General features: G+C 73.3%; 13 protein-coding genes and 1 tRNA gene. 6 read left to right on the top strand and 8 right to left on the bottom strand.

The features are described from left to right. Window positions 1–5: 5 nt before the first annotated feature. A complete protein-coding gene (locus tag ACH4N1_RS29430; RefSeq protein ID WP_398101927.1) occupies window positions 6–521 on the bottom strand; it encodes an NUDIX hydrolase in 516 nt (171 codons plus the stop codon). A 77-nt stretch (window positions 522–598) separates the two neighbouring features. Continuing rightward, on the bottom strand, window positions 599–1,492 hold the full coding sequence (locus tag ACH4N1_RS29425; RefSeq protein WP_398101924.1) for a DMT family transporter: 894 nt from the start codon (window positions 1,490–1,492) through the stop codon (window positions 599–601). A gap of 437 nt (window positions 1,493–1,929) precedes the next feature. Between ACH4N1_RS29425 and ACH4N1_RS29420 the strand changes: the two genes are divergently transcribed. From ACH4N1_RS29420 to ACH4N1_RS29410, 3 genes are all read left to right on the top strand, one after another. Beyond that, window positions 1,930–2,946: a hypothetical protein gene (locus ACH4N1_RS29420; protein ID WP_398101921.1), complete on the top strand. Its 1,017-nt coding sequence runs from the start codon at window positions 1,930–1,932 to the stop codon at window positions 2,944–2,946. A 176-nt stretch (window positions 2,947–3,122) separates the two neighbouring features. Continuing rightward, window positions 3,123–3,848 carry a molybdopterin-dependent oxidoreductase gene (locus ACH4N1_RS29415; protein WP_398101918.1) on the top strand — a complete coding sequence of 242 codons (726 nt, stop codon included), beginning with the start codon at window positions 3,123–3,125 and terminating at the stop codon, window positions 3,846–3,848. After that, window positions 3,832–4,455, top strand: a complete 624-nt coding sequence (locus tag ACH4N1_RS29410) for a cytochrome b/b6 domain-containing protein (protein ID WP_398101915.1) — start codon at window positions 3,832–3,834, stop codon at window positions 4,453–4,455. The genes ACH4N1_RS29415 and ACH4N1_RS29410 overlap by 17 nt, the downstream gene beginning before the upstream one ends. A gap of 115 nt (window positions 4,456–4,570) precedes the next feature. Here ACH4N1_RS29410 and ACH4N1_RS29405 read toward each other — a convergent pair whose 3' ends face one another. Together ACH4N1_RS29405 and ACH4N1_RS29400 are read right to left on the bottom strand one after the other, a co-directional pair. Continuing rightward, a complete protein-coding gene (locus ACH4N1_RS29405; protein WP_398101912.1) occupies window positions 4,571–5,968 on the bottom strand; it encodes a gluconate:H+ symporter in 1,398 nt (465 codons plus the stop codon). Window positions 5,969–6,063: 95 nt separating this feature from the next. Then, window positions 6,064–6,582 carry a gluconokinase gene (locus ACH4N1_RS29400; RefSeq protein WP_398101909.1) on the bottom strand — a complete coding sequence of 173 codons (519 nt, stop codon included), beginning with the start codon at window positions 6,580–6,582 and terminating at the stop codon, window positions 6,064–6,066. A 130-nt stretch (window positions 6,583–6,712) separates the two neighbouring features. On the opposite strand from ACH4N1_RS29400, the gene ACH4N1_RS29395 reads away from it, so the two are divergent. Beyond that, window positions 6,713–7,414: a FadR/GntR family transcriptional regulator gene (locus ACH4N1_RS29395; protein ID WP_398101906.1), complete on the top strand. Its 702-nt coding sequence runs from the start codon at window positions 6,713–6,715 to the stop codon at window positions 7,412–7,414. A gap of 26 nt (window positions 7,415–7,440) precedes the next feature. Here ACH4N1_RS29395 and ACH4N1_RS29390 read toward each other — a convergent pair whose 3' ends face one another. The 4 genes from ACH4N1_RS29390 to ACH4N1_RS29375 form a co-directional block, all read right to left on the bottom strand. Further along, window positions 7,441–7,818 (bottom strand): YchJ family protein, encoded by a 378-nt coding sequence (locus ACH4N1_RS29390; protein ID WP_398101903.1) that lies wholly within the window; start codon window positions 7,816–7,818, stop codon window positions 7,441–7,443. Window positions 7,819–7,875: 57 nt separating this feature from the next. Next, window positions 7,876–9,219 (bottom strand): M1 family metallopeptidase, encoded by a 1,344-nt coding sequence (locus ACH4N1_RS29385; protein ID WP_398101900.1) that lies wholly within the window; start codon window positions 9,217–9,219, stop codon window positions 7,876–7,878. A gap of 74 nt (window positions 9,220–9,293) precedes the next feature. Continuing rightward, entirely contained in the window at window positions 9,294–13,148 is a 3,855-nt protein-coding gene (locus ACH4N1_RS29380; protein ID WP_398101898.1) for a Pls/PosA family non-ribosomal peptide synthetase, read from the bottom strand. A gap of 272 nt (window positions 13,149–13,420) precedes the next feature. Continuing rightward, window positions 13,421–13,505, bottom strand: a tRNA-Leu gene (locus tag ACH4N1_RS29375). A 222-nt stretch (window positions 13,506–13,727) separates the two neighbouring features. On the opposite strand from ACH4N1_RS29375, the gene ACH4N1_RS29370 reads away from it, so the two are divergent. Beyond that, complete coding sequence (locus tag ACH4N1_RS29370; RefSeq protein WP_398101895.1) at window positions 13,728–15,056, top strand: M20/M25/M40 family metallo-hydrolase; 1,329 nt, start codon at window positions 13,728–13,730, stop codon at window positions 15,054–15,056. 143 nt (window positions 15,057–15,199) lie between these two features. Continuing rightward, window positions 15,200–15,433 (top strand): chaplin ChpH, encoded by a 234-nt coding sequence (gene chpH, locus ACH4N1_RS29365; protein ID WP_363089246.1) that lies wholly within the window; start codon window positions 15,200–15,202, stop codon window positions 15,431–15,433. The last annotated feature ends 160 nt before the right edge of the window (window positions 15,434–15,593 follow it).

The raw sequence follows: 15,593 nt of genomic DNA, 5'->3' as shown, positions 1-15,593 counted from the left end.
GCGCCTCAGTCCGCCGCCCGCAGCGCCCTGAGCCGCTCGTACGCCGCGAGGCCGTCCGGTACCCACTCCCAGTCGCGCAGCCGGCTCTCGACCTCCTCCTCGGTGAGGAAGGCGTGCCAGGCGACCTCCTCCACCTGGGGGCTCACCGGCAGCTCGCAGCGCACCTCGTACACGGCCGACCACCAGCTCCCGCGGGCGCCGCCGTCGTAGAGGAACTTGAGGAGGAACTCCGGACGCGGCAGGCCGCTCACGCCGAGTTCCTCCTCGGCCTCGCGCAGGGCCGCGTCGTCGTAGCTCTCGCCCGCGCCGACCACCCCGCCCACGAACATGTCGTGGAGCGAGGGGAAGACCAGCTTGGTGGGGGTGCGGCGGTGGACGAAGAGGCGGCCCTCGGCATCCCTGGCCCGGACGAAGACGCAACGGTGGCGCAGGCCCTGGGCGTACACCTGCCCGCGCGGCAGGCGGCCCACCACCCGGTCGTGTTCGTCGACGACGTCGAGGATCTCGTCAGCAGCGCTCATGCGCCCATCAAAGCAGGGCCGGGCGGCCGGGCGTACGGGCGGCAGGCCGGCCGGGGAGGCAGGGGAGCTGCCGGGGGTCAGAGCGGCTGGAGGTCGCGCACCCGTTCGCGCCGGGCCCCGCCCTGCGGCATCGCCGGGTGCAGTCCGAGCAGCATGATGCCGCCGACGACCGCCGCGAGCCCCGCCGCCTCCCAGGCCAGCGCGCCCGTGTCGGTGCGCAGCCGGTCCCCGAGGAAGCCCACCCCGCAGATGATCCCGGCCAGCGGCTGGGCGGCGGTCAGCGCGGGCAGCGACATCCGCAGCGGTGCCGTCTCGAACGCGCTCTGCACCAGCACCAGACCGGTCACGCCGAGCGCCAGCACGGCGTACGGCTGCCAGCCGGTGAGCAGTTCGACGAGACCGCCCTCGGAGAAGCGTTCCCCGCTGGTCCGGGTCAGGGCGTCCTGGACGCCGTAGAGCAGCCCGGCCGCGAGGGCCAGCAGCACCGGGGCCGCGGACAGCCGGGAGCGTTTGGCGTAGGCGGTGAGCAGCAGGGCCAGTCCGACCATCGCGCCGATGATCAGCCACTGCCGCAGCGGATCGGAGAGCGCCGTGCCGCCGCGCGGTTCGCCCGCCACGATGAACGCGCTCACCCCGCCCGCGAGCAGCAGCAGGCCCGCCCAGCCCTGCCGGCCCAGCGGCTGTCTGGTCTGGCGGCGGGAGAGGGCCAGGGCGAACAGCAGGTTCGTCGCGAGGAGCGGCTCGACCAGGGACAGCTCGCCCTGGCTCAGGGCGACGGCGCCGAGCGCCATGCCGGCGACCATCAGTCCGATGCCGCCGAGCCAGCGCGGCACGCGCATCAGGTCGATCAGCAGCCGGGGCGAGAGGAAGTCGCCGAGGGGCGCCTTCCGGGCCGCGTTCTGCTGGAGGACGAATCCGAAACCCAGGCAGCAGGCGGCGCTCACGGCGAGAACCAGAACCAGAACCGACACGCTGCGTCCCTCGATCATCGGGTCGGGCCACGGGGTGGGTGGTGGCCGACTGTAGCCTCCCGGCGCGCTCGGCGCCCCGGAGTGCCCGGGAAATGTGTACCTCGGCGAGTGCCCGCTCACGGGCCCCACGCGGTCGCTGCACCGGGGGCGGCGCGGAGCGACCGTACCGCCATGCTGCGGGACCGGAGCGCGCCGCGCCATGGCGTACGCCACATTCGCCACCGCGGTCCCGCCGCGACCAGCCGTAGGACCGGTCAAGTTCCTTTCCGTCGGGATGAGTTGACGCCTGTCATGTGACCCCGGCGCTTGACGCTGGGCGTCGACCGGGGGTTTGCTGTGGGTGATCGGTCGATTGCGGGCCGATGACGGGCCTGCCGCCCCGGCCGTGTGCGGCCGCCTGCCCGGCCCGTCACCGAGGAGGATGAGGAAGTCCCGCGGTGCCCCGACCCCCGTTGTTCCCCGCCCGGCGCCAGGAGCGTCCGGCCGCGACCGCCGACGCGGCGCTCGCCGACGCCGCGTCCTGTCGCGCCGCGTCCGAGCCCGCCGCGTTCGCTCACGCGGCGCTCGACGACACCGAGCTGGCCGCCGCCCGCGCCGCACTGGCCCAGGGCCGTCGGCAGGCGGCCCGCTCGCTGCTCGCCCGCACCGGCGACGACTGGGACCGGCGCGGACACCGGATCACCGTCCTGGCCCTCGAACCGTACGCCGCCGCCTGGGCCCACGCGTGGCTGGTCGCCGAGCCCGACTCCGCCGACGCCGCGGTCCTGCTCGCCCTGGCCCAGGTCAGGCGCGCCCTGCGCGGCAGGGAGACCCCGGCCACCGCCCGCACGGCCTGCCGGGCCGCCGCCGCGGCGGCACCCGCCGACCCCACCCCCTGGCTCGGCCTGCTGATGCTGGAGCGCGAGGGCACCGCCGACGCCGTCCGGATCTTCGAGGAGATCCGGGCCCGCCACCGCGACCACCACCACGCCCACCACCGGATGGTCGCTCTGCTCGCCGAGCGCCGCGCCGACGCCGGCCCGGACCCGCTGCACGAGGTGTACGAGTTCGCCGTCTGGGCGGCCGAGCAGGCACCCGCCGACTCCCCGCTGGCCATCCTGCCGATCGTCGCGCACGCCGAGCGCTACCGCGCCCTGGCCCTCCGCGGCCACGCCCCGGCCGACCCGACGACCGCCCTGCACTGGCGCGACCACCGGGCCGCCGACGTGATGAAGGCGGCCTTCGACTGGTGGCTGGAGTGGGAGCACGACGATCACCCCCGCCGCCTGGTCGACCTGAACTTCCTCGCCCACGCCAAGTTCTGCGAGGGCCTGCCCGCCGAGGCCGCCGCCCTCTTCCGCCGCATCGGCGACCACGTCACCCCGGCCCCCTGGTCCTACCCCGACCGCGATCCGTACGCCGCCTTCCACGCGGCCCGGACGGCGGCGCTGGGGCAGGAGCGGCCGGGGAGGTGACGTGGGGCGAGCGGCCGGGGAGGCGGCGTGGGCCGGGAGAGGGGAGGCGGCGTGGGGCCAGGAGCGGGGAGGCCACCCGTGGTGCCGGCCGGCGGAAGCCGGGAAGGGATGACGGAATTCTGACGGTCACCCCGCCTCCCTGGCCCCGCCCGGGCCCCGAGTGCTCGAATGGAGGCGTGACCTCCGAAACGCCCGAGGAGCGCGGCACCCCCGTCGGCCGCCGCGTCTTCCTCGGCACGCTCGGCCTGGGCGCCCTCGGCGTCGTGGCCGCCCCCGTCCTCCAGCGCGGCCTGGAGGACTTCCTGGGCCGCGCCGCCGACAAGGACCCCACCGGCCTCACCGGCCTGCTCCCCAACGGGGGCGGCTTCCGCTACTACTCGGTGGCCTCCTCCGTGCCGCACAAGGACGCCGGGACCTACCGCCTGACCGTCGACGGCCTGGTCGACCGCCCCGCCGCCCACACCCTGGCCGACCTGAGGGCACTGCCGCAGACCCGCATCGTCAAGGACGTCCAGTGCGTCACCGGCTGGCGGGTGCCCGAGACGCCCTTCGAAGGCGTACGGCTGTCCGTCCTGCTCGACGCGGCCGGGGTGCGCGCACGCGCCGGCGCCGTCCGCTTCACCTGCTTCGACGGCACCTACACCGAGAGCCTCACCCTCGCCCAGGCCCGCCGTCCCGACGTCCTGGTCGCCCTGCGCATGCAGGACGAGGACCTCGGTCACGAGCACGGCGGCCCGGTCCGCCTGTACGTGGCACCCATGTACTTCTACAAGTCCGCCAAGTGGCTCTCGGGCATCACCGTCACCGAGAAGGTGGAGACCGGCTACTGGGAGAGGCGCGGCTACGACGTCGACGCCTGGGTGGGCCGTTCGAACGGGCGGGACGATGAGCCCACGAACTGACGCGCCGCCCGCCCCCACCCGCGTCCGCCGCTTCAGCCCGGCCGAACGCCTCGTGCACCGCGCGACCGCCCTGCTCATGGGCGTGTGCGTGCTGACGGCGGCCTTCCTCTACGTCCCCCAGCTCGCGCAGCTCGTCGGCCGCCGCGAACTGGTCGTGCGGGTCCACGAGTGGTCCGGCCTGCTCCTGCCCGTCCCCGTCCTGGCCGGACTCGCCTCCCGCGCGTTCCGCGCCGACCTCGGCCGCCTCAACCGCTTCGGCCCGCACGACCGCCGCTGGCTGCGCGCGGCCCTGCGCCGCGACCGGCGACGGGAGTCCAGGCCGGCGGGCAAGTTCAACGCGGGCCAGAAGGTCTACGCCGCGTGGATCGCCGGAGCCACCGTGGTGATGCTCGGCACCGGGCTGCTCATGTGGTTCACCCACCTGACCCCGCTCGTGTGGCGGACCGGCGCGACCTTCGTGCACGACTGGCTGGCCCTGGCCGTCGGCATCGTCCTGGCAGGCCACATCGGCATGGCTCTCGGCGATCCGGAGGCCCGCCGCGGCATGCGCACCGGATCGGTGAGCCCGGACTGGGCGGAGCGGGAGCACCCGCTGTGGCACCGCTGACCGCCGGCGAACCGTACGGCCGCTGATGCCGAACAGCGGGTGAACCGGGCCCGCGGGCCTGTACGACCCCTGCCGGCCTGTACGACTCCCGCGGGCCTGTACGACTCCCGCGGGCCTATATGACCAGCGAGAGCAGCAGGACCAGGCCGCCGGCGACCACCGAGACGACGGTCTCCATGACCGACCAGGTCTTGATGTTCTGGCCGACGCTCAGGCCGAAGTACTCCTTCACCAGCCAGAAGCCGGCGTCGTTGACATGGCTGAAGAACAGGGAACCGGCGCCGATCGCCAGGACCAGCAGGGCGGTGTGGGTGGTCGACATGTCGGCGGCGAGCGGGGCGACCAGGCCGGCCGCCGAGATCGTCGCCACGGTCGCCGAGCCGGTCGCCAGCCGGATCGCCACCGCGATCAGCCAGGCCAGCAGCAGGGCCGGGATCGACCAGTCCTCGGATATCTCCAGGATCATCCGGCCCACCCCGGAGTCGATCAGCGTCTGCTTGAAGCCGCCGCCCGCGCCGACGATCAGCAGGATGCCGGCGATGGGGGCGAGGGACTTCTCGACCGTGGAGGAGAGCCGGTCCTTGGTGAAGCCGGCCGCCCGGCCGAGGGTGAACATGCCGACGACGACGGCGGTGAGCAGGGCGATCAGCGGGGAGCCGACCACGTCGAACACGCGCTGCACGGTGTCCTCGGGGTCGTCCACGACGATGTCGACGAGCGCCTTGGCCAGCATCATCACCACGGGCAGCAGGATCGTCACCAGGGTGATCCCGAAGCCCGGACGCCTCTCCAGGTCCTCCGAGGGCCGCTGCGGGATCATCCGGTCCGGGGCCGGGACGTCCACCCAGCGGGCGGCGAACCGGGAGAACACCGGACCGGCGATGATCACGGTCGGGACGGCGACCAGCACGCCCAGCGCGAGCGTCACGCCCAGGTTGGCGTCCACGGCGTCGATCGCGACCAGCGGACCGGGGTGCGGCGGGACCAGGCCGTGCATCACGGACAGACCGGCCAGCGCCGGGATGCCGATGCGCATCAGCGAGTAGTTGCCGCGCTTGGCGACCATCAGCACGACGGGGATCAGCAGGACGACGCCGACCTCGAAGAACAGGGGCAGACCGATCACCGAGGCGATCAGCACCATGGCCCACGGCATCGACCGGCCGCCCGCCCTGGCGAGGATCGTGTCGACGATTCTGTCGGCGCCGCCGGAGTCGGCGAGCAGCCTGCCGAGGATCGCGCCGAGCGCGATGAGTACGCCCACACCGGCGACCGTGGCGCCGAGACCGGTGGTGAAACTGGCGATCGCCTTGTCGAGCGGCGCCCCGGCGAACGCGCCGAGCGCGAGCGAGCCGATGGTCAGGGCCAGGAAGGCGTGCAGTTTGAACTGGGTGATGAGCAGGACGATGACGGCGATGCCCGCCAGCACGGCGATGCCCAGCTGGGCATGGCCGGCCGAGGTGATCGGCTCGACACTGTCCGCCGCCAGCATCTCGACGCTGAGTCTGGTCACGGGGGTCCCTTACGCATTACGGGGATGGGGAGAGGGGGAGGGGGATACGAGGGGGTACTACTGGTGTTGCGGCGCCGCCCGGCAGAACGGGGCGGCTACCGCCGGGTGCCGGGAAGCCCGTCGAGCGCCCGCGCGGCGCGTTCGGTGATCTTCTCGGGCGTCCCGGTCACATCGACCGCGACCCCGGTCTCGTCCGCCGCGAGCGGCTGGAGTGTGGCGAACTGCGAGTCCAGCAGCGCGGTCGGCATGAAGTGACCCTGCCGGTGCGCCATCCGGTCCTCGATCAGCGCCCGGTCACCCGCGAGGTGCACGAACACGATCCCGGGGGCGGCGGCCCTGAGCCGGTCGCGGTACGACCGCTTCAGCGCCGAGCAGCTGACGACCCCGCCCAGCCCGGCCCGCCCGTGCGCCCAGTCACCGATGGCGTCGAGCCACGGCCACCGGTCGTCGTCGTCGAGCGGGGTGCCGGCCGACATCTTGGCGATGTTGGCCTGCGGGTGGAAGTCGTCGCCCTCGGCGTAGGGAACGCCCAGCCGGGCGGCGAGCAGGGGACCGATGGTGGTCTTGCCCGTGCCGGCGACGCCCATCACCACGACGACGTGGGGGGTAAGCATCTCTGCCTCGCTGTCTTCCTCGACACCTGATGTCGACGACACTGAAACCTATTAGGTACGACGAATTCAAGACTCTGTGACAAATAAGTCTGACTTTTTGGGTCCGTGACGCGGCGCGTACGCTGAGTGCATGACCATTCCGGGCCGGGGTCTGCACGGCCGTGTACTCGACACCCTCGGCCCCGCCATCACCGCGGGCGAATACCCTCCGGGCAGCGTCCTGCGCACCGACGAGCTGGCCCAGCGTTTCGACGTCTCACGCTCCGTGATGCGCGAGGCGGTCCGCGTCCTGGAATCGATGCACCTGGTCGAGTCCCGCCGCCGGGTGGGCGTGACCGTACGCCCCAAGGCCGAGTGGAACGTCTACGACCCGCAGGTCATCCGCTGGCGGCTGGCCGGCGCCGACCGCCCCCACCAGCTGCGCTCGCTCACCGTCCTGCGGTCGGCGATCGAACCGGTCGCGGCGGGCCTGGCGGCGCGCAACGCCACGGCGGAGCAGTGCGCCGAACTGACCGAGTGCGCGCTCGGCATGGTGGCCACCTCACGCGGCCATCAGCTGGAGGGCTACCTCTTCCACGACGTGGCCTTCCACCGCGTGATCCTCACGGCCTCCGGCAACGAGATGTTCGCCCGCCTCGGGGACGTCGTCGCGGAGGTCCTCTCGGGCCGCACCCACCACGAGGTCATGTTCGAGGACCCCGACCCGGCCGCCGTCACCCTGCACGTACGGGTCGCGGAGGCGGTCCGCGAGCGCGACGCGGACCGCGCGGAGAGGCTGACGCGCGAGATCACGGTCGGCGCGCTCCAGGAACTCGACATCCTGGCGCCGTAGCGCCCCCGCGCTCCGGGCGGCGGGCCCTACACCTCCGGGAACTCCCCGTCCACGTACACCCAGGCCCCGGCCACCCGCTCGAAACGGCTCCGCTCCCGCAGCGCGCCGCCCCGGTAGGAGGCCCGGAACTCCACGACCCCCGTGGCGTGGAACGCGCTCCCGTCGACCGTGTCGAGGATCTCCAGCCCCGTCCACCGCATCCCCGGATCGAGGTCCAGCCGCCCCGGCCGGGTCCGCGGATGCCAGGTCCGCAGCAGGTACCCCGTATCGCCCTTCACGAAGGCGCTGTACCGCGACCGCATCAACGCCTCGGCGGTCGGCGCGGCGACGCCCCCGGCGTGATACCGGCCGCAGCACTCCGCACAGGTCCCGGGCAGCCCACAGGGGCAGTCACGCGTGTTCATGAACGCCATTGTGCTAGGTCCTGTCGCCACCTTCCCGCCCGCCTCGCGACGACAGGGCTACACGGCCGCCCGCGTGTCGGCCCGCGGCAGCGGCGGCAGCGCCGTCGCGTACAGCCACGCGTCGAACAGGTCGTCCAGCGGCTCGGCCGCGAACCGTGCCGCGTGCGCCGTGAAGGCCGACGTCGTGACCGCGCCGCCGCGGTGCAGACCGAGCCAGGCGCGCAGCATCCGGAAGAACGCCTCGTCGCCCAGCGCGCAGCGCAGCGCGTGCACGGTCAGCCCGCCCCGCTCGTAGAGCCGGTCGTCGAACATCGACTTGCGGCCGGGGTCGGCCAGCTTCAGGTCCTGCGGCAGGGCGGAGAGCGAGCGGTGCGCGGCGAGCGCCAGTTGCTGCGCCGTACGGCCGCCCGAGCGCTCCGACCACAGCCACTCCGCGTACTTGGCGAAGCCCTCGTTCAGCCAGATGTGCCGCCAGTCGGCGATGGACACGCTGTTGCCGAACCACTGGTGCGCCAGCTCGTGCGCCACCAGCCGCTCCGAACCCCGGGCCCCGTCCACGTGGTTGGCGCCGAACAGCGACAACCCCTGTGCCTCGACCGGCACATCGAGTTCCTCCTCGGTCACCACGACCGCGTACTCGTCGAACGGGTAGGGCCCGAAAAGCTGTTGGAAGAGATGCATCATGCCCGGCTGGCGCGCGAAGTCCCGCGAGAACTCCGGCAGCAGGTCCGCCGGGATGTGCCCGTGCTGCGGCACCCCGCCGAGCCCCGGATCACCGAGCAGCACGGTCTGGTACTTGCCGATCGACAGCCCGACCAGATAGCTCGACGTCGGCGCGGACTGCTCGTACACCCAGGTCGTCGTGGACGCCTTCGTCGTCCGGGTCAGCAGCCGGCCCCCCGCCACCACCGCGTACGCCGACGGCGTCGTGACCGAGATCTGGTACGACGCCTTGTCGGCGGGCCGGTCGTTGCACGGGTACCAGGACGGCGCCCCGACGGGCTGGCTCGCCACCAGCGCCCCGTCGCCCAGCTCCTCCCAGCCGATCCCGCCCCAGGGGCTGTTGACCGGCCTGGGGTTGCCCGCCCAGTGCACCTCGACGGTGAACGCGGCCCCGGCCCGCAGCGCCTTGGCGGGCCGGACGCGCAGCCTGCCGCCGCGGTGCGTGTAATGCGCCTGCCGGCCGTCCACCCGGACCCGGCCGATCTTGAAGTCGGCCAGGTTGAGCTGGAACTCGGCGAGCGGCGCACGCCCGGCTATCGCGTTGATCCGGGCGGTCCCCGCGAGCCGGTTCGGCCCGGGCCGGTAGTCCAGCGTGAGCTCGTAGCGGTGCACCCGGTACCGGGAATCACCGTTGGCCGGGAAGTACGGGTCCGCCCCGCCTGCCTGCTGAACTGCCACTGCCGCGTCCGCTCCCTGCGCCGTGCTGCCACTCCCCGCCGGTGTGCCGTCGTCCGGTTCCGAGTGGCCGGCGTTCAGGAACGCCACGCTTCGATCGGGTTGCCGAGCCAGCGGGTGTCGTCCGGGACGGACTCCGCGGCCATCACGAGCGACGCGGGACCCAGGGTCGTACGGGCCCCGACCGTGCTGCCGGGCAGCACGATCCCGCCAGGGCCCAGCGTGGCACCCTCACGGAGGACCACAGTATCCGTCCGCAAGATCCGGTCGTGGAAGAGGTGAGTCTGGAGCACACAGCCCCGGTTGACCGTGGCCGCGTCCTCCAGCGTCACCAGGTCCGCCTCGGGCAGCCAGTAGCTCTCCACCCACACGCCCCGGCCGATGCGCGCGCCGAGTCCGCGCAGCCACGCCGACAGCACCGGCGTACCCGGCACCGAACCGGCCAGCCACGGCACCGCCACCACCTCGACGAAAGTGTCCGCCAGCTCGTTGCGCCACACGAAACCGCTCCACAGCGGGTGCTCCCCGCGGCGGTGCCGCCCCACCAGCAGCCACTTCGCGACGATCGACAGCAGGGCCGCCGCCCCGCCCGCCCCGAGCAGCACCAGCCCGGACAGCAGGGGCGCCCACGCTCCCAGCGCGCACAGCGCGGCCACGGTCAGCACCGCGAGACCGGCCGAGCAGAACACCGGCACGATCCGGCACAGCTCCACCAGCGCACGCGCCCACAGCAGCCGCGCCGGCGGCTCGTAGGTGCGGCTCCGGTCGCCGTCGGCCGCCGCCCGCGGCAGCTTCACCGGCGGCAGCCCCAGGTAGGAGCTGCCCTTCTTCGCCTTCTTCGGAGTCGCCGACAGCACCCCGACGAGCCCGCCGTCCGGCACGCTCCGCCCCGGCGCGGTCATCCCCGAGTTCCCGAGGAACGCCCGCCGCCCGATCTCCGCGCGCCCGATCCGCATCCAGCCGCCCCCCAGCTCGTACGGCGCGGTCAGCGTGTCGTCGGCCAGGAACGCGCCCTCGCCGACCGTCGTCAGACTGGGCAGCGCCAGGACGGTCGACACCTCGGCGCCCTTGCCGATCCGCATCCCGAGCAGCCGCAGCCACACCGGCGTCGCCAGCCCGGCGTACAGCGGGAAGAGCGTCTCGCGCGAGCGGTCCATCAGCTGGGTGACCGTCCAGGCCTGCCAGCCGATCCGGCCGTGCGTCGGATGCGTCCCCTCCCGCAGCCCCAGACTCAGCAGCCGCACGGCGACCAGGAGCAGCAGCGCGTACGTCAGCCCGTAGGCGAGCGTGGCCGGGACCAGCGCCGGCGCGGCACCCCGCAGCGGGGCGTCCGCCGGGACGAGGGCGTACGCCACGAGCAGCGCGGCCCCGGCCGCCGACACCGGCAGCAGCGTCAGCCCCGCCCCCGAGGCCCCGTACAGCGCCCGCCAGACCCGGCTTTGGGCCGGCCGCTCCTTGGGCCAGTTGCGCTTGGCCCTGCCGAGTTTGACCGCGGGCGCGCCCGCCCAGCGCTGCCCGGTCGGGACCTGGCCGACGACGGCCGAACCCGGCGCCACCTCGGCCCGCTTGCCGACCCGCGCCCCCGGGAAGAGGACGCTGCGCGTGCCGACGACGGCGTGCGCACCGACCCTGACCGGGCCGATCTCCAGCCGGTCGCCGTCCAGCCACCAGCCGGAGAGGTCCACCTCGGACTCGACGGCCGCGCCCCGGCCCAGCCTGAGCATGCCGGTGACCGGCGGCAGCGCGTGCAGATCCACGTCCGGCCCGATCCTCGCCCCGAGGGCGCGGGCGTACCGCTGCAGCCAGGAACCGGTCAGCGAGGTCGCCCCGCTGGACTCGACGAGCCGCTCGGCGGCCCACAGCCGCAGATGGACCCCGCCGCCCCGCGGGTGACGGCCCGGCGCCACCCCCCGCAGCAGCAGTCGTGCCCCGCCCGCACCGAGCGCGAGCCGGCCGGGCGGACTGAAGAACAGCAGCGCGCCCGCGACCACCAGCCACCAGGGCGCGGTCGGCAGCCAGCCGTGGGCGGGCAGGACGTTGCCCGCGGCGGCCAGGACCAGCGTCCAGCGCAGCCCCGGCAGCGTGAACAGCGGCACGAGCAGCAGCACCTGCACCAGCTGCGCGCGCCGCGGCACCGGGGCGACGGTGCGCCGGGAGCCGTCGTCCTGCGCGGACTCCTCCAGGTGCCGGGCCAGCTTGCGCAGCGTCGGCCGCTGGTAGACGTCGAGAACGGCGGTGCTCGGGTACCGGGTCCGCAGCCGTGTCGTCAGCTGCGCGGCGGCCAGACTGCCGCCGCCGATCGCGAAGAAGTCGTCACGGGCACCGCCGACCGGGACGCCGAGGACCGCCGTCCACTGCTCGGCGAGCCAGGCCTCGGTGCCGTAGAGCCGTTCGGCCGGCCCGCCCGTCTCCAGGCCCTCCAGCGGCCACGGCAGCGCGGCCCGGTCGACCTTGCCCGACGTCCGGGTCGGCAGCTCGGCCACCGGCGCGAGCAGCGGCACCAGCGCGGCCGGCAGCTCGGCGCGAAGCCTGTCCACCGCCGCGGCCCGGTCCCAGCCGTCCTGCACGACGACGTACCCGACGAGGAGCTGATTGCCGCCGCGCGCGGTGCGCACGGCGGCGGCCGCGCCCGCGACCCCGGGCAGCGCCTGGAGCGCCGCGTCGACCTCGCCCAGCTCGATCCGCCGTCCGCCGAGCTTGACCTGCTCGTCGGCCCGTCCGAGGAAGACCAGTCCCTCCGGCTCCGCCTTCACGAGGTCACCGCTGCGGTACGCCCGCTCCCAGCCCAGCGATGCCAGCGGCGCGTACTTCTCCGCGTCCTTCTCGGCGTCGAGGTACCGGGCGAGCCCGACCCCGCCGATCACCAGCTGCCCGCTGCCGCCCATCGGCACCGGCTCACCGGCCTCGTCCACGACGGCCAGCTCCCAGCCGCGCAGCGGCAGCCCGATCCGGATCGGCTCCGCCCCGCCCAGCAGCGCCGCGCAGGCCACGACGGTCGCCTCGGTCGGCCCGTACGTGTTCCAGACCTCGCGCCCCTCGGTCACCAGCCGCTGCGCCAGCTCGGGCGGACAGGCCTCACCGCCGAAGATCAGCAGCCGGACGTCGTTGAGGGTCTCGGGTTCCCAGAGCGCGGCGAGCGTGGGCACCGTCGAGACCACGGTGATCTCCTGCTCCACCAGCCAGGGACCGAGGTCGGCACCGCTCCTGACCTGCGCGCGCGGCACCGGCACCAGGCAGGCGCCGTACCGCCACGCCAGCCACATCTCCTCGCAGGAGGCGTCGAAGGCGACGGACAGCCCCGCCATCACCCGGTCGCCCGGCCCGATCGGCTCGTCGGTGAGGAACAGCGCGGCCTCGGCGTCCACGAACGCGGCGGCGCTGCGGTGGCTGACGGCGACGCCCTTGGGTTTACCGGTGGAGCCGGAGGTGAAGATGACCCACGCGTCGTGCCCGGCACCGGGCCGTGCGGCCGGCGCCTCCGAGCGGCCGTGCACGGTCAGCTCGTGCCCGGCACCGACGACGGCCGCGACCCCGGCCTCCCCGAACACCAGCTCGGCCCGTTCGTCGGGGTCCTCGGCGTCCACGGGGACGTAGGCCGCCCCGGCGGCGAGCACGGCGAGGATCGCGACGTACAGGTCGTTCGTCCCCGACGGCACCCGGATCCCCACCCGGTCGCCGAGACCGACCCCGGCACCGGCCAGCCGGCGGCGCAGCCGCTCGACCTCGACGGCCAGCTCGCGGTAGGTCAGCGCGGCAGCGCCGTCGTCCAGGGCCGGCTCGTCGGGGTACGAGCGCACGGACGCGTCGAGGATGTCGACGAGGGTGCGCGGGGAGGGGGCGGGACCGCCCGAGAAACGTGCCGTGTCGCCGAGTTGTCCGCGGATCTCTTCGTCGAGCAGGCCGAGAGCACTGCTCTCGTCGGTGGCTGCCATCGGGTCCTCGCGTCTCGTTCCCGGAGCCCTCCGGGGCGCTGGCGGGCCCGCAGGTCTGCCTGGGGTTGTCCGGCTCCAGCCCGTAACAAGCCGGAAATTTTAGTACGACGCTAGGCTCGCCCCCTTCCGGCGGCCAGCCGGGACGGCCGAACGGGGCGCGCCGGGGGACCGCGGGAATGCCGTGACCTGGCGATCTTCGAGCCGGGGAGAGATGCCCCACACCAACGAGCGAGGGCCCCGACCAGACGGTCGGGGCCCTCGCTCATCTCGCGTGTCCGAGGGGGGACTTGAACCCCCACGCCCGATAAAGGGCACTAGCACCTCAAGCTAGCGCGTCTGCCATTCCGCCACCCGGACAAGGTGTCTTTCGCGCGGGTTTCCCCTGCGGCGACGACGTAAACATTACCAGGCTTTCCGGGGTGTCCGATCACAGCCCGCCAGCCGCCCGCCGTCGGCGGTCCGACGTCCGCCGCATCCGGCGTGAACGGCGTGTGACGGGCCGGGACCGGTCTTGGGCGCGGACGCCGGGGAGGGGGAGGATGAGGGGAACCACCAGCAGTGACAGCGGGAGGAACCAGCGTGAGCGCGACGGACGACACGGCCAGGGGCGTCACCGGCGAGGACGAGGTCGTGGACCTCTGCCGCGAGCTGATCCGGTTCGACACCAGCAACTACGGCGACCACTCGGGTCCCGGCGAGCGCGAGGCGGCCGAGTACGTCGCCGAGAAGCTCGCCGAGGTCGGGCTCGAACCGAAGATCTACGAGTCCCATCCGGGGCGCGCCTCCACCGTGGCCCGCATCGAGGGCACGGACCCCTCCCGGCCCGCGCTCCTCATCCACGGTCATCTCGACGTCGTCCCCGCCAACGCGGCCGACTGGACCCACGACCCCTTCTCCGGAGAGGTCGCCGACGGGTGCGTGTGGGGCCGGGGCGCGGTCGACATGAAGGACATGGACGCGATGACCCTGGCGGTCGTCCGCGACCGGCTGCGCTCCGGGCGCAGGCCGCCGCGCGACATCGTCCTCGCCTTCCTCGCCGACGAGGAGGCGGGCGGCACCTACGGCGCCCGGCACCTGGTCGACCGCCACCCGGACCTCTTCGAGGGCGTCACCGAGGCGATCAGCGAGGTGGGCGGGTTCTCCTTCACGGTGAGCGAGGAGCGCCGGCTCTATCTGATCCAGACGGCCGAGAAGGGCATGCACTGGATGAAGCTGAGGGTGGCCGGCACCGCCGGGCACGGCTCGATGATCCACCGGGACAACGCGATCACGGAGCTGTCCGAGGCCGTGGCCCGGCTCGGCCGCCACAGGTTCCCGGTACGGGTCACCAAGACCACCCGGGCGTTCCTCGACGAACTGGGCGACGCGCTGGGCACGCCGCTGGACCCGGAGGACATGGAGTCCACCCTCGCCCGGCTCGGCGGCATCGCCAAGCTGATCGGCGCGACCCTGAGCAACACCGCCAACCCCACGCAGCTGAACGCCGGTTACAAGGTCAACGTCATCCCCGGCGAGGCCACCGCCCACGTCGACGGGCGCTTCCTGCCGGGGCACGAGGAGGAGTTCCTCGCCGACCTCGACCGGATCCTCGGCCCGAAGGTGCGCCGTGAGGACGTGCACTCCGACAAGGCCCTGGAGACCTCCTTCGACGGGCCGCTGGTGGAGGCCATGCAGTCCGCTCTGCTCGCCGAGGACCCCACCGCCAAGGCGATCCCCTACATGCTCTCCGGCGGCACCGACGCCAAGTCCTTCGACGACCTCGGCATCCGCGGCTTCGGCTTCGCCCCGCTGAAGCTGCCGCCGGAGCTGGACTTCGCCGGCATGTTCCACGGCGTCGACGAGCGCGTGCCCGTGGACGGCCTCCGGTTCGGCGTCCGCGTGCTCGACCGCTTCATCGACGCCTCCTGAACGGTACGCCTCCTATTCGGCAGCATGTACGGGAGCGACTGAGAAGAGTGAATGCGACGATAAGCACGTAGCCCCATTACTCCCTCGTCGTTAGTGCTGGTGCGACCCGTTACCGGGAATCGCATTGCCAACAAGGAGGAATAATGCTCAAGAAGGTCGTTGCTGCTGCGGCTGCCACCGGTGGTCTGGTTCTCGCGGGCGCGGGCATGGCCGTCGCCGATTCCGGTGCCCAGGGTGCCGCCGTGCACTCCCCGGGTGTCGCTTCCGGCAACGTGATCCAGGTGCCCGTCCACGTTCCCGTGAACGTCTGCGGCAACACGATCTCGGTGATCGGGCTGCTGAACCCCGCCTTCGGCAACGTCTGCATCAACAAGTGACGTCGACCCGCTGAGGGGTCGTCCACACCGTCGGCCCCGGAGCGCACGCCATGCGCTCCGGGGCCGCCCGGTGTTTTTTACAGGCCTTAGTGGGGCAAACCCATTTCATGAGAAAAGAAAGAGAAGAAGTAGTATCAACCCGGAGCCACGCGCAGCGGGA

Source organism: Streptomyces sp. NPDC017202 (assembly GCF_044331705.1).
Lineage (GTDB): Bacteria > Actinomycetota > Actinomycetes > Streptomycetales > Streptomycetaceae > Streptomyces.
Note: the sequence above shows the minus strand (reverse complement) of the source record. Positions and strands in the feature narration are given on the sequence as shown.